We start from the raw sequence: 21,154 nt of genomic DNA on the forward strand, positions 1-21,154 counted from the left end.
GCCCACCCCCGGCTCGTGGCGTTGGCCCAGGCGACGTCGCTCGCCGAGCAGTCGGCCGACGAGTCCCGGCGGGCCGAGGCCGTCGGCCTGCGCCGGCTCATGCTGGAGCAGGGTCAGCGGGTGGCCGGTGCCGAGGCCGAGCACGCCAGGGCGCTGGACCGCTGGCGCGCGGCCGACCACCGCGCCGCGGTCGTCCTCGGGCGACTCCTTGACGACGGGCTGGCCGACGGCGCGCTCTACGACGCCCTCACGACGGCCAACCGCCTGGCCGGCGCCACGGGCGACGTGTCAGGTGCCCTCGAGCTGGTCCCGCCGCTTCGACCTGCTGCCGGCCCGGTCTCGCTCGTCGCGGCGGGGGTGCAGCTCGGCTCCGACGTGACGCTGCGGTCCGCCTACGGCGACGGCGACTGGTCCACCATCGCGCTCCACGGCGCGGCAGCCGTCGCGGGCCCGGTCGCGACGGGACTTCGGGCCACCGCCTCGGCGGGGTCGGTCGTGCCGGGCGGCGCGGCGTCGGTCGTGCGGGTCGGCGACCGCCACACGCCGTCGTCCGCCTGGCGAGGCGCCCTGGTCCATGCCGGCGTCAACCCGCCTCCGGCCTGGCGCGAGCGCCTCCAGGAGGGCCTGCGCGAGGGCTGGGCCGATGCTGTCGGCTCGGGCGGCACCGCTGCGGCGAGGTCGGGCCGGGCTCCCACCGTCGCCGGCGCGGTCCCTGTGCCAGCCACCGGTCGGGCCAGGGCGGACTGGCTGCGCAGCCACGGGCGCGACGTGGCAGTGGCGCACGCCACGGCATACGCGCGCTCCAGGTGGCTCGACGACTGGGCGAGGGCCACGAGCGCCGGGCCGGTGTCGCAGGCCATGCATGTCACGGGTTCCGCTGTGGCGCAGGGCGGCTGGGCCGCCGACCGGACCTCCGACGCCCGCGAGTCCGAAGCCCGGCGCGACGGCCGCTGACCCCCCGGGCCGGGCTGGCCCCACCGTCACGTCCGCGATGAGAGATGGGTATGCCGTGTGGTCACGGCCGCGACGTACGCTGCAGACAGGTCATGAGCGCCAGCGACAAGCCCCGGCTCGCTGGCCGGCAACCCCCCTACCGCGGTGGGGTGCCCCGGGTGAGGACCAGGCGATCGCCGTCCCGCAGCCGCGGGACCGGTCGCAAGCGCGGAGACCGTCTCGGGACCCGCAGCGATGCGGCGCCCGCCGTGTCGTCAGATCGCACACGGAAGGTCGTCATGAGCACACCGAACTGGTCCTTCGAGACCCGGCAGATCCACGTGGGGCAGGAGCCCGACGCCGCCACCGGCGCCCGGGCGCTCCCCATCTACCAGACCACCTCGTACGTCTTCAAGGACACCGAGCACGCCGCAAACCTCTTTGCCCTCAAGGAGTTCGGCAACATCTACACCCGCATCATGAACCCCACGCAGGACGCGGTGGAGCAGCGAGTGGCCTCGCTCGAGGGTGGCGTCGCCGCCCTGCTGGTGGCCTCGGGGCAGGCAGCCGAGACCTTGGCGATCCTCAACGTCGCCGAGGCCGGCGACCACCTCGTCGCCAGCCCGAGCCTCTACGGCGGGACGTTCAACCTGTTGAAGCACACGCTGCCGAAGTTCGGCATCGAGGTGACCTTCGTCGAGGACCCCAACGACCTGGAGTCGTGGCGGGCTGCCGTGCGCCCGAACACCAAGCTGTTCTTCGGCGAGACGATCGCGAACCCCAAGTCCGAGGTGCTCGACATCGAGGGGGTGGCCGCTGTCGCGCACGAGGCCGGCGTGCCGCTCATCGTCGACAACACCATCGCGACGCCGTTCCTCATCCGGCCGCTGGAGTGGGGCGCCGACGTCGTCGTGCACTCGGCGACCAAGTACCTCGGCGGTCACGGCACCTCGATCGCCGGGGTCATCGTCGACGGCGGCACCTTCGACTACGCCGCAGATCCCGAGCGGTTCCCCAACTTCAACACCCCGGAGGAGAGCTACCACGGCCTCGTCTTCGCCCGCGACCTCGGCGTCGGCAGCCCCCTCGGGGCCAACCTCGCGTACATCCTCAAGGCGCGGGTGCAGCTGTTGCGTGACCTGGGTCCGGCGATCTCGCCGTTCAACGCGTTCCTCGTCGCCCAGGGGATCGAGACGCTGAGCCTGCGCATCGAGCGACACCTGGCCAACACCTACCGGGTGGCCGACTACCTCCAGGCCAGCGACCAGGTCGAGACGGTGGTGTGGGCGTCGCTGCCCGACCACGAGTCCTACGAGAAGGCCAAGAAGTACGCACCCGCAGGGGCGGGCGCAGTGCTCGCGTTCGAGATCAAGGGTGGCGTCGAGGCGGGGCGCCGGTTCGTCGAGGCGCTGACCCTGCACAGCCACGTGGCCAACATCGGGGACGTGCGCTCGCTGGCAATCCACCCCGCGTCGACGACCCACTCGCAGGGCCCTGACGCCGACCGGCTCGCCGCGGGGGTCACCCCGGGGCTGGTCCGGCTGGCCGTCGGCATCGAGCACATCGACGACATCCTCGCCGACCTCGACCAGGGCTTCATCGCGGCCAAGGGAGCCTGACCGCGCACCTGCGTCCGACGGCGTACGTCGGACGCAGGTGCCTCCGGGTGGGTGCGGGAGCACAATGGGGACATGGCAGCCCACCCGTCGCCGTTGACGGTCCACCTGCACCTGCACGCGCTCCACGCTCGGGCACGGCTGTCGTGGCTCGCGACGGTGGCGGTCGTCGTCGTGCTGCTCGTCGTGCTCGCCGTGCTCCTGACGGGTGACGGGAGGATCCTGTCGCCTGACCAGCTCCCGCAACCGCGTCACCTGACGTCGTTGGTGCGCTGAGGAGCCTCGGGCCGGATTCGTCCCACCCGTATGATTTCGCCGTGTCCTCCGAGCAGCAGTCCCAGTCTCGGCGGCCACCCCGGCGGTCGTCGCGACGGCGCGCGCCGCGCCCCGTGCGGGTCCCGCCACCTGTGCCGGAGCTGACCTACCCGGAGGACCTGCCCGTCGTCGCCCGCAAGGACGACATCGCCGCGGCGATCCGCGACCACCAGGTCGTGATCGTGGCGGGCGAGACGGGGTCGGGCAAGACGACCCAGCTGCCCAAGATCTGCCTCGAGGTGGGGCGGGGTCGGACGGGCCTGGTCGGGCACACCCAGCCGCGCCGGATCGCGGCCCGGTCGGTCGCGGAGCGGATCGCCGAGGAGCTCGGGGTCGAGCTGGGCGGGGCGATCGGCTACCAGGTCAGGTTCACCGACCAGAGCAGCGACAACACCCTCGTCAAGGTGATGACCGACGGCATCCTGCTCGGGGAGATGCAGCGGGACCGGATGCTGCGCAAGTACGACACGATCATCATCGACGAGGCGCACGAGCGGTCGCTCAACATCGACTTCATCCTCGGCTACCTCAAGCAGCTGCTCCCGCGCCGACCCGACCTCAAGGTCGTCATCACCTCGGCCACGATCGACCCGGAGCGGTTCGCCCAGCACTTCGCCGACGTCCGGACGGGGGAGCCGGCGCCGATCATCGAGGTGTCCGGCCGCACCTATCCCGTCGAGGTGCGCTACCGACCACTCGTCGACCCCGACCGTCCGAGCGACGAGGAGCGCGACCAGGTGACCGGTGTGGTCGAGGCCGTCGAGGAGCTCTGGACCGAGCGTCCCGCCGACGGGACGGGCCACGACATCCTGGTCTTCCTGTCGGGCGAGCGCGAGATCCGGGACACCGCCGACGCGCTGCAGGGACTCGGGCTGCCGCAGACCGAGGTGCTGCCGCTGTATGCACGGCTGTCCGCCGCGGAGCAGCACCGGGTGTTCGGGAGGGCCACGGGCCGGCGGATCGTGTTGGCCACCAACGTCGCCGAGACCTCGCTCACCGTCCCCGGCATCCGCTACGTCGTCGACGCCGGGACGGCACGCATCTCCCGCTACTCCCAGCGCACCAAGGTGCAGCGGCTGCCGATCGAGCCGATCTCGCAGGCCAGTGCCAACCAGCGAGCGGGTCGCTGTGGCCGCCTCGCCGACGGCATCGCGATCCGGCTGTACTCGCAGGAGGACTACGACGCCCGACCCGAGTTCACCGAACCCGAGATCCAGCGCACCAGCCTCGCCTCGGTCATCCTCCAGATGACCTCGCTCGGCCTCGGTGACGTCGCCGCGTTCCCCTTCGTCGACGCGCCGGACCCACGCCAGGTCGCCGACGGCGTACGCCTGCTCGAGGAGCTCGGCGCCTTCGACACGCAGGAACCCGGGAGTCCCGACCCCGAGGTGCCGGGCCGCGTCCCGGACGCCGCGGTCACGAGCCGGCCCACTGGCGAAGGCTCCCGGCCGAGAGGGGCCCGTCGCGGAGGACGCCGGCTCACGGCATACGGCACCACGCTCGCCCGGCTCCACGTGGACCCGCGCCTGGGCCGGATGCTCATCGAGGCCGGCAAGCTCGGCTGCACGCGTGAGGTGCTCGTCATCGTCGCCGCCCTGTCGATGCAGGACCCCCGTGAGCGACCCGCGGACAGGCAGACCCAGGCCGACCAGTCGCATGCCCGCTTCAAGGACGAGCGCTCCGACTTCATCTCGCTACTGAACCTCTGGGGCTACCTCAAGGAGCAGCAGAAGGCGTTGTCGCACAGCGCTTTTCGACGGATGTGCCGCAGCGAGTTCCTCCACTACCTGCGCGTACGTGAGTGGCAGGACCTGCACAGCCAGCTGCGCAAGGCATGCCAGGACCTCGGCATCGACCCTCGCCAGGCGACGGCCGCGCCCGGTGAGGCGCCCGACGCCGACATCGTGCACCAGGCGATCCTGTCGGGACTGCTGTCGCACATCGGACTGCGTGACGAGGCCAAGCGCGACTACCTGGGGGCGCGAGGTGCCCGGTTCGGCATCTCGCCGGGGTCGACGCTGTTCCGCCACCAGCCCACCTGGGTGATGTCGGCGGAGCTCGTCGAGACCACCCGGCTGTGGGCCAGGACCAACGCCCGGATCGACCCGGTCTGGGCCGAGCGCCTGGCCGGGCACCGGGTCAAGCGGTCGTACTCCGAGCCACGCTGGTCCCGCAAGCAGGGGGCGGTGGTCGCGACCGAACGGGTGATGCTCTACGGCGTGCCACTGGTGGCGGCGCGCACCGTGCAGTACTCCCGGATCAACCCCGAGGAGTCCCGGGACCTGTTCATCAGGCACGCCCTGGTCGAGGGGGACTGGGACACGCACCACGAGTTCTGGCGGGCGAACCAGGCTCTGCTGAGACGACTCTCGGAGCTGGAGGAGCGCGCCCGGCGCCGCGACATCCTCGTCGATGACGAGGACCTCGTCACCTTCTACGACGCCCGGCTCCCCGCTGACGTCGTGTCCCAGCGGCACTTCGACCGCTGGTGGAAGGGAGCCCGGCGCGAGACCCCGCAGCTGCTCACGTTCACCGAGGAGCTGCTCACCCGCGACACCGCCGACGCCGTATCCGCCCAGGACTACCCGCGCACGTGGCAGCAGGGCGGGCTCGACCTCGCCGTCACCTACCAGTTCGAGCCGGGGTCGGCCGCCGACGGTGTCACGGTCCACATCCCGGTCCAGGTCCTCAACCAGGTGCAGGACGAGGGTTTCGACTGGCAGGTGCCCGGGCTGCGGGAGGAGCTGGCCACCGCCCTGCTGCGGTCCCTGCCCAAGGCCACGCGCGTGCACTTCGTCCCGGCCCCCGACCACGCGGCCCTCGCCCTCGCGCAGGCCCAACCGGGCGGAGGCCGCCGGCTCGCCGACGAGCTGGCCCGTGTGCTGCACGCCCGGACCGGGATCACCGTCCCACCCGAGCAGTTCGCGCCCGAGCGGGTCCCTGACCACCTGCGGGTGACCTTCTCCGTGGAGGACGGCGCAGGCCGGGTCGTGGGCGCAGGCAAGGACCTCGCCACGCTCAAGGAGCAGCTGGCCGGGCAGGTGCAGCAGCGGATGTCACGCGCCGGTGCCGCCATCGAGCGCAGGGACCTGACGCAGTGGGACTTCGGTCAGCTGCCCGCGACCTTCGAGTCGGCCTCAGGGGGCCAGACCGTGCAGGGCTACCCCGCGCTGGTGGACCGGGGGAAGGCGGTCGACCTCGTGGTCATGACCGGGCGGCGCGAGGCCGAGGCGTCGACACTGCTGGGGGTCCGGCGGCTGCTGCTGATCAACACGAGCGCGCCCTGGAAGCGCGTCCTCGCCCGCCTCAGCAACGCCCAGAAGCTCGCGCTCGCCGACAACCCGCACGGGTCCGTCCCAGCGCTCCTCGAGGACTGCCTCGCCGCGGCCGTCGACGACATCGTCTCGGAGCGGGCCGGGAGCGTCCGCGACGAGGACTCGTTCGCCGAGGTCCTGGCTGCGGTCCGGACCCACGTGGCGACCCGGGTGCTGACCGTCGTGGCCGAGGTCGAGCCCGTGCTGACCACGGCCCGCGACGTGCGCGCCGCCCTCGACCGACTCGCGGCCCCGGCGACCGGCGCCCTGGTGGCCGACGTCCGGGCGCAGCTCGACAGCCTCGTCTACCCGGGCTTCGTGGCCGACACGGGCGTCGCGCACCTGCCCCACCTGCGGCGCTACCTGCGGGCCATGCTCCAGCGCCTCGACAAGGCGTCGTCGTCACCCGCGAGCCTGGCCCGTGACGCCACGAGCCAGGAGGTCGTCGACCGGGTCGAGATCGCGTATGCCGACCTGCTCGACTCCCTGCCGCGCGTCGAGCGCCGCTCGGCACCGGTACGCGCGGTGGGCTGGATGGTCGAGGAGCTCCGGGTGAGCCTGTTCGCGAACGGCATCGGCACTGCATACCCCGTGTCGGAGAAGAGGATTCGCGCTGCCATCGCAGCGCTGGACTGACCAACCGGCCACCCCACGGACGGCGGGCGCCGGCGCATCGGACGGACGAAGGCCCCGACCACCAGGGTGGTCGGGGCCTTCGCAGGAGCTGCCCGTGTCAGGCCAGGTGCACGTTCTCGTGGCCCTCGGACGACAGCGACTCGTGCTTGACGTTGAGGAAACCGAACGTGATGAGCGAGCCGACGAGGATCATGACGCCGGCGACCAGGTAGGCGTGGCTGGAGCCGAACGTCTGCGCCTGGAGCGCGATCTGGTGCTGGGCGGCCTGGATCTGCTCCGGGGACAGGGCACCGGACGCGGCCTTTGTCTGCAGGGCTGCACCGAGCTCGGCGCCGCGGTCCTTGGCGCCGTTCGCGAACACCGTGCTCAGCGTGGCCAGTCCCAGTGCTCCACCGACCTGCTGCATGGTGTTGAGGACCGCAGAGGCGACACCGGAGTCCTCCGAGGCGACACCGGCCGTGGCCGTGAGGGTCATCGGCACGAAGGTCAGGCCCATGCCGACCGCGAGGACGGTGATCCAGGGCAGGAGGCCCGTGGCGTAGGAGCTGTCGACGTCGAGCTGGGCGAAGCCGAACATGCCCGTCGCGGCGAGCAGGGTGCCCACACCGGCGATCCAGCGCGGGTCCACGCGGGTCATCAGGGTGGAGGCGATCTGGGCCGCCACGACGATGCCGAACGAGAACGGCAGGAACGCGAAGCCGGACTTCAGCGGCGAGTAGCCCAGCACCTGCTGGATGTAGAGACCGAGGAAGTAGAACATCGCGAACATCGCGGCGCCGACGATGAGCATCACGGCGAAGGACGTGCCGCGGGTGCGGTCGGCCAGGATGCGGATCGGCATGAGGGCGTGGGTGGAACGCATCTCCACGACGACGAAGGCGACCAGCATCGCGACACCGGCGATCAGGGTGGTGAGGGTGGTGGCCGAGGTCCAGGAGTCGCTGGCGGCGTTGGTGAGGCCGTAGACGAGGGACACCAGGCCGCCGGTGCCGAGGATGGCGCCGGGGACGTCGATCCTGCCCTTGCCGGGCTCGGACTCGGACAGGAACCGCGGTGCGAGGAAGGCGACGAGCACGCCGATCGGCACGTTGATGAACATCGTCCAGCGCCAGTCGATCTCGGTGAGCGCCCCACCGAGGATGAGGCCGACGGCCGCGCCCGCACCGGACATCGCGGCATACACACCCATGGCGCGGTTGCGCGACGGGCCGGCGGGGAAGGTCGTGGTGATCAGCGCGAGCGCGGTGGGGGAGGCGAGGGCGGCACCGATGCCCTGCAGGGCGCGGGCGCCCAGCAGCATGCCCTCGGTCTGGGCCAGGCCACCGAGGAGCGAGGCGGCGGCGAAGACGAGCACGCCCGTCATGAACACCTTGCGGCGGCCGAACAGGTCACCGAGGCGGCCGCCCAGCAGCAGCAGGCCACCGAAGGCGAGGGTGTAGGCCGTGACGACCCACGAGAGGTTCTCCTGGGTGAAACCCAGGTCGGTCATGATGTGCGGCATCGCGATGTTCACGATCGTGCCGTCGAGCACGACCATGAGCTGCGCGGCCGTGATCACGGTGAGCGCGATGCCCAGGTGACGGCCCTTGCCGCTCGGGGCGGCCTGGGGTTCCGGTGTCGAGACGGGCTCGACGACGACAGTCGAAGACATGGTTGGTCCTTGGGTGTGATGGGTGCCGTGACGGCGGTCATGGGGGTGGTGACGCAGTGGGGTGACGCAGTGGTGACGCAGTGGTGACGCAGCGGTGACGTGGAGCTGGGTGCGGTGCTGGTGGGTCGGTCAGGTGCGCTGCAACGACGCGGCGCACGCGGGGAGGACGACGTTGTCCACCAGGGCGATGAGGCGCTCCTGCGTCGGGTGCGCACCCGTCAGCATGGCCTCGTGGATGGAGATCGCCGGCAGCAGTCGTGCCAGCATCTCGAGGTCGGCGTCCTTGCCGATATCTCCGCGTCGCTGGGCGGCGCGGAAGGTCTCGAGCGTGACGGCCATCTTGGGCCCGATGAGCCGGGTCATGATGGCCTCGTGCAGCTCGGCGTCGCGGTGCAGGGACCCGAGCAGGGCGGCGAACACCTGGATGGGGCGCTCCTCGCCGAGCCCGCCCTTGGCGCAGGCCTGGGCGATGAGGTCTCCGCGCAGGCTGCCGGTGTCGGGGTAGCGGTCCGCCTCGACCCCGATCATCAGCTGGAGCGCGTCGACCACGAGGTCGACCTTGCCGGGCCAGCGTCGGTAGAGCGTCGCCTTGGACGCCTTGGCGGCGCTCGCCACCGCGTCGAAGGTGAGCTTGTCGTAGCCCATCTCGACGAGCGTCTCCAGGGCCGCCTCGAGGATCTCGAGCTCACGCTCACCCTCCACGCGGGGTCGGCTGCGGGCCGGTTCCTGCGCGGTGGTGGTGCTGGCGAGCGGCGTCACGATGGTCCTTCGAATGGATGGAACGAAACTGTTTCGTTTCATCAAACCGTAGGCCCCCTCGGCCCATTCCGCAAACCCCGATGATGTGACGCAGGTCACCACGGCTCAGGGCCGGGTGGGTGCGGCTTGGTATGGCGCGGGGTGGAGGCGCAGCGCGGAATCCCGTGGCAGGCTCGTGCGTTGCACAGGGCGAACCCCGAGAACCACCCCGGGAACACCAGACGAATCCGTGGAGACACCGTGCAGAACCCCTCCGAGCTCTACCACCTCGAGACCGACACCGACCCGCAGGAGCTGCGGGCCTCGGTCATGCTCGTCGCGCTGGGCGGGTTCATGGACGCCGGGCACACCCAGCGGCTCCTGACCGACCACCTGCTGGCGTCGGGGGAGTCGACGGTGGTCGCGTCCTTCGACGCCGACCAGCTGATCGACTACCGCAGCCGTCGTCCGGCCATGGTCTTCGACACCAACCGCTGGCTCAGCTACGACGACCCCTTCCTGGGCCTGCACCGGCTCGTCGACCGTGACGGCACGCCGTACTTCCTGTTGACCGGTCCCGAGCCCGACTTCCAGTGGGAGCGCATGACCGAGGCCGTGCGCGAGCTCGTGACCCTGCTCGGCATCGACCTGGTCGTCAGCGCCCACGGGATCCCCATGGCCGTGCCGCACACGCGTCCCATCGGCATGACGGCGCACGCCACCGACCCGCGCCTGATCCCCGTGCAGGACAACCCCTTCGGCCGCGTCGAGGTCCCCGGCAGCCTGTCGTCCCTCATCGAGCTGCGGCTGGGTGAGTCCGGACGCGACGCCATCGGCTTCGCGGTGCACGTGCCGCACTACCTGGCCCAGGCAGAGTTCGCCGACGGCGCGGTCACGGCGCTCAACGCGATCACCGGCGCGACGGGGCTCAACCTGCCGATCGACGACCTCATCGCGCAGGCCGGGCTCAACCGCGCCGAGATCGCTCGCGAGATCGAGGGCTCGGACGAGGTGGGTCAGGTCATCGCGGCGCTGGAGCGCCAGTACGACACCTTCATCGAGGGGCGCCAGAAGCCGAGCCTGCTCGCGACCGACGTCAGCGAACTGCCCTCTGCCGACGAGATCGGCGCCGAGTTCGAGCAGTTCCTGCGCTCGGTCAACGACGACGAGGCCGGGTCCGCGGGCTGACCTCCGACGTCGCGACCCACCCTCGAGGCGAGACGACACGAGGCCCCCGGCTGCTGCCGGGGGCCTCGCTCTCTGCGGGGGGTCTGGTCTGGTCTGCCCGGTGGGCTTGGAGCCGGGTGTCGCCGTGCGTCACATCGTGATGTGACGCTCTCACACCTTGGCGTGCCGCGCCCTGGCGAAGCTGTAGAGGCCGAAGGACACGAAGCCGAGCGCCATGACCACGAGCAGCCCGGTGCCGAACGGCTCGTCACGCAGGGACTTGAGGGCACCGTCGAGACCGGTGGCCTCCTTGGCCTGCTTGTGGAATCCCGCCGCGCAGAACAGGAACCCGACGATGGCCAGCGCCACGCCCTTGGCGATGTAGCCGAACCGTCCGGCTCGGGTCGCCCAGGTGCCCGGGTGGTCCTCGAGGTCGCGCAGGAACTTCTTGGTCCAGCCCTTGTGGACGTGGTAGGCGCCGACCGCGATCACGCCGACCCCGATGAGTACCACGAGAACCCGACCCCCGGGCTTGTCGAGCAGGGAGGCCGTGAAGTCCTGGCTCTGGCTCTTGCTGCTGCTCGACTTGCCACGGGCGAAGGTGAAGGCCGACCAGGCCAGCACCAGGTAGACGATCGCCTTGCCGCCCGCCTTCGCCCGGCCGCCCCACGCGTCCTTGTCGCCGCCGGGGTGACCGATGACCGCATCCGTGAGCTGCCACAGCGCCAACCCGAGGAAGCCGACGACGGCCAGCCAGAGCAGCAGCTTGCCCAGGCCGTTGTCGGCGAGGGCGCCGAGGGCCCCGCTCTGGTCCGCGCTCTTGCCGCTCTTGCCGAAGGCCACCTGCACCGTGATCCACCCGATCAGCAGGTGCAGCAGGCCGCTCACGGCGTAGCCGGCTCTGGCGGCGCCCTCGAGGATGGGGCTGTCAGAGGCGCGGGAGGCGGCTTGCTTCATGTCTTGGGAGTCCACGAGTCCAACCTAACCACGCATTGCCGCAGGTCAGGCGTCAGATGCGCGAGCGAAGTCGTCGTGCCGCAGCAGGACGTCGCCGGCAGCGCACTCAGTCCTTGGCCTCCGACCACCGGTGGATCACCGACGCGTCCGCGACGAAGCGCACCTGCTCGGAGCCGGTCCACCGCCGGGCGCTGTCGTCGAGGGCCCGGACGAGCCGCTCACGGGTCTGCTCGGCGTGCTCCTGCGGGACGTGGACGAGCAGCTCGTCGTGAAGGCACAGCACGATCTGGGCCCCGAGGTCACGCGTCGTCGCCCGGACCGTGGCGGCCCAGGCCTTGAAGAGCTCGGCGGCCGACCCCTGGATGACGGCGTTGCGGGCGAACCGGCCCCGCGCCGCGTCATGGCTCCTCGTCGCGTCGTAGCTCCCTGCGGTGTCCTGGCTGCCCACACCGTCCTGCCCGCCGGCCTCGGCGGCAGGCTCGCCGGCCGGCGCCTGGGTCAGCACCGCGTCGAGGGGGATCAGCCGCCCCCCGAAGGTGCGCAACGGCTCACGCCGCAACCCGGCGGCATACGCCTCGTCGAGGTAGCCCATGGCGGTGGGGTAGGCGCGTTCCAGGCCCTTGAGGGCCTCGCCGGCCGCCCCGCTGCGCTGGCCGTACATGGCGGCGAGCACCGCGATCTTGGCGACGGGGCGCTCGACCCCGAGGCGGGCGGCCACCGGGGCGTAGAGGTCGTCGGCGCGGGTGGCCGCGGCGAACGCGGTGTCACCGGAGACCGCCGCGAGGACCCGGGGCTCGATCTGCCCGAGGTCGGCCCGCACGAACACGTGCCCCGGGTGGGCGGCGACCGCGGGTCGCAGCGGGATCGGCAGGTTGTGCAGACCGTTCTGGGCGGTCATCCGCCCGGCCGCGCCGTCGCAGGCGGTCCACCCACCGCGCAGCCGGTCGTCGGCCCCGACGTGGGTGTCGAGCCAGGCGTAGCCGTAGGTCGTGGCGATGCGTTCGGCCTTGCGCCACTCGAGCAGTGCGTCGACCAGGGGGTGCGTCTCACGGAACGGCTCGAGCACCCACTTGCGGGTGTTGGGGACGACGACCCCGACGGAAGCGAGAATCTCCTTGACCTGCAACGGGTTTCGCAGATCGGCGCGTTCGTGCCCCGGTGCGTGCTTGAGGACGAGGGAGTCGCGCTCCGCCCGGATCTCGCGGGCCTCGGCCTCGCTGCCGGGACGTGGCCCGGCGGCCTGGGCGATCAGCAGCTCGGTCGTCGGGCGGTCCAGCGGCAGACCGTCGCGCTCGAGCTCCACACAGAGGAACGCCGCCGCCGACTCCGAGTAGGCCGCGGCCACACTGCGTGGACCCACCCCGTCGAGCAGGTCCTGCTGACGCCGGCTGACGTCCAGCGCCGCCCGCCCCCAGGCGAGGAGGGCGTCGTCGGTCGGCTGCCAGGCGCTGGTCCCCGCGTCGGGCCGCAGGTAGCCGTCGGCGCGGACGACCTCACCGGCAGGCGTGTCGTCGGAGGCCGAGAAGTCGAAGAGATCGCCCCGCACGACGGCCGGCAACCGGACGGGGTCGAGACCGTGGGCCCTGGCCCACGCCAGCGGYGGGCTCGCCGCCCAGCCGCCGACCAGGAGCCGGTGCGCCTCGGCGACGTCCCAGCAGCGCGCCACCGGGATGGCGGCCTGGGCGAGGGCCCGGGCGTCGCTGCCCGCCGACCACCACACCCACCGGACGTCCCCGGCGGACTCGAGCTCGGCCGCCCGCCTCACCACGGCGGCCAGCGGCCCGACCTCGGGCCGCCGCCCTTCAGGGGACACGAGCGCGGCACGGCCGTCGGGAGCGACGACGAAGGCGACGAGGGTGGGTGGCATGGCGCGGACATCCTCGCACCAGGGTGCGACGAGGTCAGCCGGCCCGGGTCTTGAGGGCGGTCTGGCGCTTGATCCGGCTGAGCATGCCCACCATGCCGCGCAGCCGCAGGGGGGAGACGGCCTCGCCGAGGGAGAACCGGTAGGGCGCGTCCTCGGGGACGGCGAGCACCTCGTCGACGGTCAGCCCGTCGAGGCCCTCGTGCAGGATCCCGGCGAAGCCACGCGTCGTCGGGGCCTCCGGAGGGGCGGAGAAGAACAGGTGGACGGGCCTGCGCCCAGGCTCGTCGGCCGGCTCGTCACCCACCTCGACCGCGAGGAACAACGGTGACTGGCACTCGTGGACCTGCTCCATCTCACCCAGCCGACCGGCATACCGCTCGGGGAGGTCGGGCAGGCCCTCACTGAACTCCAGGAGTAGCTCCAGCCGTTGTGGCACAGCGAGATCCGCGAAGTCGGTGGCGATCTCCTCGAGCCCCGCGGGCATCACCGCGGCGGTGTCGGTCACGTCACCGCTCCACGGGGACGCGCACGGCGTTGCCCCACTCGGTCCACGAGCCGTCGTAGTTGCGCACCTCGCCGAACCCCAGCAGATGGGTCAGGACGAACCAGGTGTGCGACGAGCGCTCGCCGATGCGGCAGTAGGCGATGGTCGGCTCGCTCGGCGACAGGCCCTGCTCCTGGAGGTAGATCGCCTCGAGGTCCTCACGCGACTTGAACGTGCCGTCCTCGTTGGCTGCCCGAGCCCACGGCACCGACTTCGCGCCAGGGATGTGGCCACCGCGCATGGCGCCCTCCTGCGGGTAGTCGGGCATGTGAAGCAGCTCACCGGAGTACTCGCCGGGGGAGCGGACGTCGACCAGCGGCCCGCCGAGGTGGGCGAGGACGTCGTCCTTGAACGCGCGGATCGGTGCGTCGTCCCGCTCCACCACCGGGTATGCCGCGTCGCCCGTGAGGGTCGCGACCGCCGGCAGGTCCTTGGTGACCTCGCGACCCTCGGCGAGCCACTTGGCGCGACCACCGTCGAGCAGCCGGACGTCCTCGTGGCCGAACAGGCTCATCACCCACAGGGCGTAGGCGGCCCACCAGTTGTTCTTGTCGCCGTAGACGACGACCGTCGTGTCGCGGCCGACCCCACGTGCGGACATCACCGCGGCGAACTGCTCGGCGTCGACGTAGTCGCGCATCACCGGGTCGTTGAGGTCCTGGTGCCAGTCCAGCTTGAGCGCGCCGGGGATGTGGCCGGTGTCGTAGAGCAGGACGTCCTCATCGGACTCCAGGACGACGACGCCGTCGGGACCGCCGACCTCGCCGGCGTCGATCTTCGCGGCCAGCCAGTCGGTGGTGACGAGGCGCTCGGGGTGGGCGTACTGGGCGAAGGCGCTGGCGGGGGAGTCGGTCATGTCCCAAGGCTAATCCCGCTGGTCAGCGGGCCTCGTGGCAGGATGGCCGGACACCGACTTAGGAGGGTTTCGTGGGTTTCCTCGGATTGGGCAAGGACGACGCCGACAAGGCAGTCGAGCAGGTCAAGGGGACCCGGTCCGCCCTCGAGCAGGCCCAGCAGGGCCGCGAGGACTCCGGGATGTTCTCGGGCGCCGTGACCGGCATGGTCGAGAACCTCCTCGACCTCGGGATCGACGGCAAGGGCCCCTTCGACTCGGCCCAGAAGGTCGCCGACGTCAAGCGCGCCGAGAAGCCTGACGCCGAGGAGGCCATCGACGCCGTCGTGCGCGGTCACCTCAAGCTGGCCGCGGCCGGCGGCTTCGTGACGGCGCTGGGTGGCTTCATCACGCTCCCGGTCGCGCTGCCCGCCAACGTCCTCGAGTTCTACGTCGTCGCCACCCGCATGGTCGCCGCCATCGCGTCGCTGCGCGGCTACGACATCAAGCAGCCCCAGATCCGCTCGGCGGTCCTCCTCACCCTCGTGGGCGCCGACGCCGACGACCTGCTCAAGAAGGCCGGGGTCGCCTCGACCGGTCGCCTCGCCAACCTCGCGGCCCAGCGGCTGCCCGGGCCGGCGATGATGGTGGTCAACAAGGCTGTGGGCTTCCGGCTGCTGTCCACCGCGGGCAGGAAGACGCTGACCCGGTTCGGCAAGGGCGTGCCGGTCGTCGGTGGAGTCATCGGCGCAGGGCTCGACGGCTACCTGCTCAAGAAGATCGCCGACCACGCCCGCCACGAGTTCCCCCCGCGCACGATGAAGTACTGACCGCGCGTCGTACCCGGGTGCGGCGACGGTCGTCCCGGGTGAGCTGGCTGGAACCGCCCGCGGGAATGCTGCGTCAGAACCAGTCGTTGGAGCACTGTTCGGGCCCACCCGCGGTGCCCGAGACGAGCAAGGAGCACGACATGTCCACCAAGGCCACCCGCCACGGCTCGCGGTGGGGTGCGTTCCGCACCCTCGCCACCGCCATCCGCGCCGCCACCCGTCCGGGCTCCCCGGCACTCGGTGAGCGGCTCACCAGCCTCCCGCGCCTGGTCCGGGCGACGTTCCGCGGCGAGTATGCCGGGACGACCAGGGGGCGCCTGCTGCTGCTCCTCGGCGCGGTCGCCTACGTCGTGTCACCCGTGGACGTGCTGCCGGAGGCGTTCCTCCCGCTGATCGGCCTCGCTGACGACGCGATGGTCGTCTCGTGGATCGCCGCCAGTGTCATCAACGAGACCGAGTCGTTCCTGCGCTGGGAGCGCACGTCGGCGCAGGCTGCCCCGGGGGCCGGTGCCGGTGCCGGTGCCGCGGACGCGGAGACGGTGACCGGCCACGTCGTGGGCTGACGCCCGCTCGTCTGAGGCGCCTGCGCGCCTCAGTCCACGCGGCGGCAGGGAGCCGTGAGGCCCGCTCGACGATCCCGTGCCCACCGGGCACGGGATCGTTTTTGTTCCAGCGCTTTCCACAGGGGCCATCGGCGCGCTGGCCACGCATCCACAGATCGGCGACGAGCCCTCGATGTGGCGTGACGGTCTCCCGGATCGTGTTGTGCATGAACACGATTCGACTCGGCAGCGCCGCTGAGCTGCTCGCAACCCTGCCCTACCAACTGGGCTACCACCCTCGCGACAGCATGGTCGTGGTCGAGCTCAAGGCACGCCGCCTCGGGCTGGTGGAGCGCATCGACCTGCCACCTCCGGCCCATGCGGCCGAGGCCGCCGCCCTGCTCGTCGAGCCGATGGTCCGCCACGGGGCCACCGCGGTCATCCTGATCGGCTACGAGACGCAGGTCGACGCTGCCGGGCCGCTGGTCGACGAGGTGCGCTGGGCGCTGGCCCGCGACGGGATCGCGGTCGTCGACACGCTGCTGGTGCGTGACGGCCGCTACTACAGCCTCGACTGCGATGCGGGGTGCTGCCCCGTCGAGGGTGCGCCCCTGCCAGACCCGTCACGGGTGTCCGCCGTCGCGGACCTCGTCGCCCAGGGGCGTGGCGTGCTGCCCGGTCGGGAGTCCGTGGTCGAGCTCGTGGCCGCCACACCACCGCTGTCCGAACGCGTTGATGCCGCGATCGCAGCGCTGGACCGCGGGCCTGCATCCGGCACGCAGGTGCGCCATGCAGGTGCGGCGTTCGGCCTGGGGCCGCCGGCTCCGTCGGGGGCGACCGAGCACGTCGACCAGAGCCGCATGGCCCGACGGCGGCATGCCCTCTCGCTCTGGGCCGTCGTGGGGGACCGGGCCGAGGCGACGACGACGCAGGACTTCCTGACGCCGGAGCAGGTGGCGGACCTCGTGGTGAGCCTGCGTGACCGCAGTCTGCGCGACATCCTCATCGCCTGGTGGTGTCCGGGGTCCCTCGCGCTGGAGGCGTTTCCCGGCGAGCTGGTCGACGAGGTGCGCGCTGCGTTTGCGGACGATCGCGGCCCGCGGCCCTTCCTCGTCCCGAGGCTGGCGTGGCTCGCGCGGGCCGTCGGCGACGAGCACGCCGCGCCGGTGCTGACCGTCCTCGCGAACGTCGCCCTGCACGGGGGCGACGGCACGCTCGCACGGGTCGCCCTCGACCGCGCGCTCGAGCAGAGTCCCGGCTACACGCTCGCCCGGCTCCTCGCGCGGATGCTCGACCTGGGGATCCGTCCGGACGACGTCCCCACCGACAGCTCGGCAGGCGACGACGGTCCCGAGGAGGTGGTGCCACTTCGGTCCGCCTGAGCTCGCGCCGCGGGGGACTCCTGTCCAGGCAGTCCAGTTGCCGGACGCAGGCTCGCGGGCAGCCCTCGACTCGTATCATGGGCTGAGGTCATGAGTTCCAGCGACAAGCCCCGGCTCGCTGGGCGGCAACCCTCCTCGCGGTGGGGTGCCCCGGGTGATGACACGGCCGGTCTGGGCGGCATGGATCCAGGCGGCAAGCGCGATGCCTCAGGAGACCTTCTGATGACGACCACCTCTCGTCCGCCGACCAGCAGCGGTGCGTGGCGTGATGACGACCCCGTGGGGGGACGGCAGTTCCTCGATCTCGGCGCGGTCGAGCTCGAGCGTGGCGGGGTGCTGCCGGGGGTGCGGCTGGCGTACGAGACGTGGGGCGAGCTGAACGCCGCCGCGGACAACGCGATCCTCGTCGAGCACGCCCTCACCGGCGACAGCCACGTCGTGGGCGAGGCCGGCCCCGGTCACCCGACGCCCGGGTGGTGGGACGGCCTGATCGGGCCGGGGCGTGCCCTCGACACCGAGCAGTACTTCGTGGTGGCCGCCAACGTCCTCGGGGGCTGTCAAGGCAGCACCGGCCCGTCGTCCAGTGCGCCCGACGGGACGCCGTGGGGGAGCCGGTTCCCGTTCATCACGGTGCGGGACCAGGTGCAGACCGAGGCGCTGCTCGCCGACGCCCTCGGCATCGCGCGGTGGCGGCTGGTCCTGGGTGGCTCGATGGGCGGGATGCGCGCCCTCGAGTGGGCCGTGACCCACCCCGCGCGCGTGGAGTGCGCGCTGGTCCTCGCGTCCACCGCATACGCCACTGCCGAGCAGATCGGCTGGTGCCAGGCCCAGCTGCTCGCCCTGCGCGGCGACCCCCACTTCCACGGGGGCGACTACTACGACGCCGAGTCCGGACCCGACGCGGGGCTGGGCATCGCCCGTCGCATCGCGCACGTGACCTACCGCAGCGAGCTCGAGCTCCACGAGCGGTTCGGGCGGCACGCCCAGGGCGAGGAGGACCCCCTGGGCGGCGGCGGACGGTACGCCGTCGAGTCCTACCTCGACCACCACGCCGGCAAGCTGGCTGGGCGCTTCGACGCCAACTCCTACATCGTCCTCACCGAGGCGATGAACTCCCACGACGTCGGCAGGGGCAGGGGAGGCGTGCCGGCCGCACTACGCCGAGTCACGGGCGACCTCGTCGTGGTGGCGGTCGACTCCGACCGTCTCTACCCGCCGCGGCTGTCCCGCGAGATCGTGGACGCGGTGCCCGGTGCCCGGCTGCACACGGTCCACTCCGACTACGGCCACGACGGTTTCCTCATCGAGGTCGACCAAGTGGCTGGCCTCGTCGAGCAAGTGCTGCACCCGCCTGCCTGACGGGGTGATTTCCGGTAGCGTCAACCACGCGGCACAGGTCGCGGACACCCGAGCAGGCTCGGGTCAGGTCGACGAACGAGGAGGTTCAGGTGGCCATCGTTGTGGGGTACGTGCCGACGAAAGAGGGTCGCGCCGCTCTGCGTCGCGCCGCGGACGAGTCGCTGTTGCGCAAGTCCAAGCTGATCGTCATCAACTCCCAGCGCGGGGGCCGCGACTACGACGGTGCCGAGGCGGAGCGGTTCGAGACCGAGCTCAACCGCATCCAGGGTGAGCTCGACGAGGTCGGCATCGAGCACGAGGTCCGCCAGCTGGTGCGCGGCAACGAGCCCGCCGAGGACCTCATCGCCGTGGCCGAGGAGGAGTCGGCCGACTTCATCGTCATCGGGCTGCGCCGTCGCACGCCGGTCGGCAAGCTGATCCTGGGCAGCAACGCCCAGCGCATCCTGCTCGACGCGTCCTGCCCGGTCCTGGCGGTCAAGGCCGACAGCTGACCCACCGCGCCGCTCGAATTCACGGCTCGATGCGGGGATTGCCGGGTTCTCGTTTTACAATGTCTCCTACGAGGTCTGGAAGCGCCCCCACGCCAACCGTCCTCGCGAATACTTCCGCCCCCTCACGCGTTGAACTGGCATAGGTTCCCCATGCCCGCGATCGTGTGCGCCGTGCCGCGAATCCGCGACGAAAGGTAGTCCGTGTCGCCTGTGTCAAAGAAGGCTGCGACCCCCGCAGGATCGTCGGCCTCATCCCTCCCGACCGAGTTCAGCCACCCCGCCCTCCAGAAGCTCATGAAGCAGGGTCGTACCAACGGCTCGGTCGACAGTGCGCAGCTCAAGGCCGCGCTCGAGGGTGCCCAGGTCGCTCCCAAGCGGATGAAGGCCGTGCTGCGCTCGCTCGACGAGCAGGGCATCCACGTGACCCTCGACACGGCCACGGCGACCCGTGCGGTGGCTGCCACCAGCACCCGCAAGACCGCCACCGCCAGCGCCAAGAAGGCCGCCGCGAAGACTGCCACCAAGACGGCCACCCCCAAGGCGACGGCCGCCAAGCCCACCGCCAAGGCAGCTGCGTCCAAGACCACCGCTTCCAAGGCCGACGGCGCCGCCAAGGCCACCACGACCAAGGCCGCCGCCCCGGCCACGAAGACGGCCGCGAAGAAGGCGACCACCACCAAGGCCGCAGCCAACGCGGCCGCCGCCGATGCGGACGCCTCCGCACCCAAGGCCACCAAGGCCGCCGCGAAGAAGGCCGCCACGAGCAAGGCCACCGCCGCTGACGCGCCCGGGGCCGGCGACGCCGTCGACGACGAGGCAGAGGACGCCGAGCCGACCGAGGTCGTCGAGTCCGAGCTCGAAGAGGTCGACGTCGAGGCCGAGGACTCCGAGGACGACGCCAAGAAGTCCGACGACGAGGACGAGGGCTCCGGCTTCGTCCTGCGCGACGACGACGAGGAGGACGCCCCGGTCCAGCAGGTCGTGACCGCCGGCGCCACCGCCGACCCGGTCAAGGACTACCTCAAGCAGATCGGCAAGGTCGCCCTGCTCAACGCCGAGCAGGAGGTCGAGCTCGCCAAGCGCATCGAGGCGGGCCTGTTCGCCGAGGAGCGGCTCAACTCCGGCGACAAGATCGAGATGAAGCTCAAGCGCGAGCTCTGGTGGATCGCCCAGGACGGCAAGAAGGCCAAGAACCACCTGCTCGAGGCCAACCTGCGTCTCGTGGTCTCCCTGGCCAAGCGTTACACCGGTCGCGGCATGCTGTTCCTCGACCTGATCCAGGAGGGCAACCTCGGACTCATCCGTGCGGTCGAGAAGTTCGACTACACCAAGGGCTACAAGTTCTCGACCTATGCGACGTGGTGGATCCGTCAGGCGATCACCCGCGCGATGGCGGACCAGGCCCGCACCATCCGCATCCCCGTGCACATGGTCGAGGTCATCAACAAGCTGGCCCGCGTCCAGCGCCAGATGCTGCAGGACCTCGGGCGCGAGCCCACCCCGGAGGAGCTCGCCAAGGAGCTCGACATGACCCCTGAGAAGGTCGTCGAGGTCCAGAAGTACGGCCGTGAGCCCATCTCCCTGCACACCCCGCTCGGCGAGGACGGTGACAGCGAGTTCGGTGACCTCATCGAGGACTCCGAGGCCGTGGTGCCGGCCGACGCGGTGAGCTTCACGCTGCTGCAGGAGCAGCTGCACTCGGTCCTCGACACGCTCTCCGAGCGCGAGGCCGGCGTGGTGTCGATGCGCTTCGGCCTGACCGACGGACAGCCCAAGACGCTCGACGAGATCGGCAAGGTCTATGGCGTGACCCGCGAGCGGATCCGCCAGATCGAGTCCAAGACCATGAGCAAGCTGCGGCACCCCTCGCGCAGCCAGGTGCTGCGCGACTACCTCGACTGACCTACGGCCGGTCGACCGGCACGCGACACGAGGAAGGGCCCCGAGACCTCTCGGGGCCCTTCCTCGTGTCCGCACGGC

The 21,154-nt window shown here is 71.5% G+C and carries 17 protein-coding genes and 2 riboswitches; of the genes, 11 read left to right on the forward strand and 6 right to left on the reverse strand.

The genetic code is table 11. The features are described from left to right. The 4 genes from AC1DV7_RS14975 to hrpA form a co-directional block, all read left to right on the forward strand. A partial coding sequence (locus AC1DV7_RS14975) for a hypothetical protein (protein WP_477597934.1) occupies window positions 1–954 on the forward strand: 954 nt, incomplete at its 5' end. Window positions 955–1,042: 88 nt separating this feature from the next. Then, window positions 1,043–1,168, forward strand: a riboswitch (SAM riboswitch). A 34-nt stretch (window positions 1,169–1,202) separates the two neighbouring features. Then, window positions 1,203–2,552 carry a bifunctional o-acetylhomoserine/o-acetylserine sulfhydrylase gene (locus AC1DV7_RS14980; protein WP_477597935.1) on the forward strand — a complete coding sequence of 450 codons (1,350 nt, stop codon included), beginning with the start codon at window positions 1,203–1,205 and terminating at the stop codon, window positions 2,550–2,552. Between the two features lie 72 nt (window positions 2,553–2,624). Beyond that, entirely contained in the window at window positions 2,625–2,825 is a 201-nt protein-coding gene (locus AC1DV7_RS14985) for a hypothetical protein (RefSeq protein WP_477597936.1), read from the forward strand. 131 nt (window positions 2,826–2,956) lie between these two features. Further along, window positions 2,957–6,814, forward strand: a complete 3,858-nt coding sequence (gene hrpA / locus AC1DV7_RS14990) for an ATP-dependent RNA helicase HrpA (RefSeq protein ID WP_477597937.1) — start codon at window positions 2,957–2,959, stop codon at window positions 6,812–6,814. A 97-nt stretch (window positions 6,815–6,911) separates the two neighbouring features. Here hrpA and AC1DV7_RS14995 read toward each other — a convergent pair whose 3' ends face one another. Continuing rightward, entirely contained in the window at window positions 6,912–8,465 is a 1,554-nt protein-coding gene (locus tag AC1DV7_RS14995; protein WP_477597938.1) for an MFS transporter, read from the reverse strand. A gap of 129 nt (window positions 8,466–8,594) precedes the next feature. Then, window positions 8,595–9,224 carry a TetR-like C-terminal domain-containing protein gene (locus AC1DV7_RS15000; RefSeq protein WP_477597939.1) on the reverse strand — a complete coding sequence of 210 codons (630 nt, stop codon included), beginning with the start codon at window positions 9,222–9,224 and terminating at the stop codon, window positions 8,595–8,597. A gap of 240 nt (window positions 9,225–9,464) precedes the next feature. Here AC1DV7_RS15000 and AC1DV7_RS15005 point away from each other — a divergent pair, with 240 nt between their 5' ends. Continuing rightward, on the forward strand, window positions 9,465–10,391 hold the full coding sequence (locus tag AC1DV7_RS15005; protein ID WP_477597940.1) for a PAC2 family protein: 927 nt from the start codon (window positions 9,465–9,467) through the stop codon (window positions 10,389–10,391). A 150-nt stretch (window positions 10,392–10,541) separates the two neighbouring features. Here AC1DV7_RS15005 and AC1DV7_RS15010 read toward each other — a convergent pair whose 3' ends face one another. From AC1DV7_RS15010 to AC1DV7_RS15025, 4 genes are all read right to left on the reverse strand, one after another. Further along, window positions 10,542–11,342 (reverse strand): DUF1206 domain-containing protein, encoded by an 801-nt coding sequence (locus tag AC1DV7_RS15010; protein ID WP_477597941.1) that lies wholly within the window; start codon window positions 11,340–11,342, stop codon window positions 10,542–10,544. A gap of 91 nt (window positions 11,343–11,433) precedes the next feature. Next, complete coding sequence (locus AC1DV7_RS15015; RefSeq protein ID WP_477597942.1) at window positions 11,434–13,194, reverse strand: DNA polymerase; 1,761 nt, start codon at window positions 13,192–13,194, stop codon at window positions 11,434–11,436. A gap of 34 nt (window positions 13,195–13,228) precedes the next feature. Continuing rightward, complete coding sequence (locus AC1DV7_RS15020; RefSeq protein ID WP_477597943.1) at window positions 13,229–13,699, reverse strand: SufE family protein; 471 nt, start codon at window positions 13,697–13,699, stop codon at window positions 13,229–13,231. 1 nt (window position 13,700) lies between these two features. Then, entirely contained in the window at window positions 13,701–14,594 is an 894-nt protein-coding gene (locus AC1DV7_RS15025) for a sulfurtransferase (protein ID WP_477597944.1), read from the reverse strand. Window positions 14,595–14,665: 71 nt separating this feature from the next. Here AC1DV7_RS15025 and AC1DV7_RS15030 point away from each other — a divergent pair, with 71 nt between their 5' ends. The 6 genes from AC1DV7_RS15030 (at window position 14,666) to AC1DV7_RS15055 (ending at window position 21,076) form a co-directional block, all read left to right on the forward strand. Then, window positions 14,666–15,400, forward strand: coding sequence for an EcsC family protein (locus tag AC1DV7_RS15030; protein ID WP_477597945.1), 735 nt, complete (start codon window positions 14,666–14,668; stop codon window positions 15,398–15,400). 140 nt (window positions 15,401–15,540) lie between these two features. After that, the gene (locus AC1DV7_RS15035; RefSeq protein ID WP_477597946.1) at window positions 15,541–15,963 is read left to right on the forward strand and encodes a YkvA family protein; all 423 of its coding nucleotides are present in this window, start codon (window positions 15,541–15,543) and stop codon (window positions 15,961–15,963) included. A gap of 206 nt (window positions 15,964–16,169) precedes the next feature. Beyond that, window positions 16,170–17,324, forward strand: a complete 1,155-nt coding sequence (locus AC1DV7_RS15040) for a DUF4192 domain-containing protein (RefSeq protein WP_477597947.1) — start codon at window positions 16,170–16,172, stop codon at window positions 17,322–17,324. Window positions 17,325–17,410: 86 nt separating this feature from the next. Beyond that, window positions 17,411–17,530: riboswitch (SAM riboswitch) on the forward strand. A gap of 16 nt (window positions 17,531–17,546) precedes the next feature. Next, window positions 17,547–18,683, forward strand: a complete 1,137-nt coding sequence (gene metX, locus AC1DV7_RS15045) for a homoserine O-acetyltransferase MetX (RefSeq protein WP_477597948.1) — start codon at window positions 17,547–17,549, stop codon at window positions 18,681–18,683. An 89-nt stretch (window positions 18,684–18,772) separates the two neighbouring features. Further along, complete coding sequence (locus tag AC1DV7_RS15050; RefSeq protein ID WP_477597949.1) at window positions 18,773–19,174, forward strand: universal stress protein; 402 nt, start codon at window positions 18,773–18,775, stop codon at window positions 19,172–19,174. 210 nt (window positions 19,175–19,384) lie between these two features. Then, a complete protein-coding gene (locus AC1DV7_RS15055) occupies window positions 19,385–21,076 on the forward strand; it encodes an RNA polymerase sigma factor (RefSeq protein WP_477597955.1) in 1,692 nt (563 codons plus the stop codon). Window positions 21,077–21,154: the final 78 nt, after the last annotated feature.

The sequence above is a fragment of the Pedococcus sp. P2_E4 genome, from assembly GCF_056403935.1.

What these genes read in the sequence shown, in the direction of transcription:
- AC1DV7_RS14985 (WP_477597936.1), top strand. Translation starts at nt 2,625, where the DNA reads ATGGCAGCCCACCCGTCGCCGTTGACGGTCCACCTGCACCTGCACGCG.
- AC1DV7_RS14995 (WP_477597938.1), bottom strand. Translation starts at nt 8,465, where the DNA reads ATGTCTTCGACTGTCGTCGTCGAGCCCGTCTCGACACCGGAACCCCAG.
- AC1DV7_RS15025 (WP_477597944.1), bottom strand. Translation starts at nt 14,594, where the DNA reads ATGACCGACTCCCCCGCCAGCGCCTTCGCCCAGTACGCCCACCCCGAG.
- AC1DV7_RS15035 (WP_477597946.1), top strand. Translation starts at nt 15,541, where the DNA reads ATGTCCACCAAGGCCACCCGCCACGGCTCGCGGTGGGGTGCGTTCCGC.
- AC1DV7_RS15040 (WP_477597947.1), top strand. Translation starts at nt 16,170, where the DNA reads ATGAACACGATTCGACTCGGCAGCGCCGCTGAGCTGCTCGCAACCCTG.
- metX (WP_477597948.1), top strand. Translation starts at nt 17,547, where the DNA reads ATGACGACCACCTCTCGTCCGCCGACCAGCAGCGGTGCGTGGCGTGAT.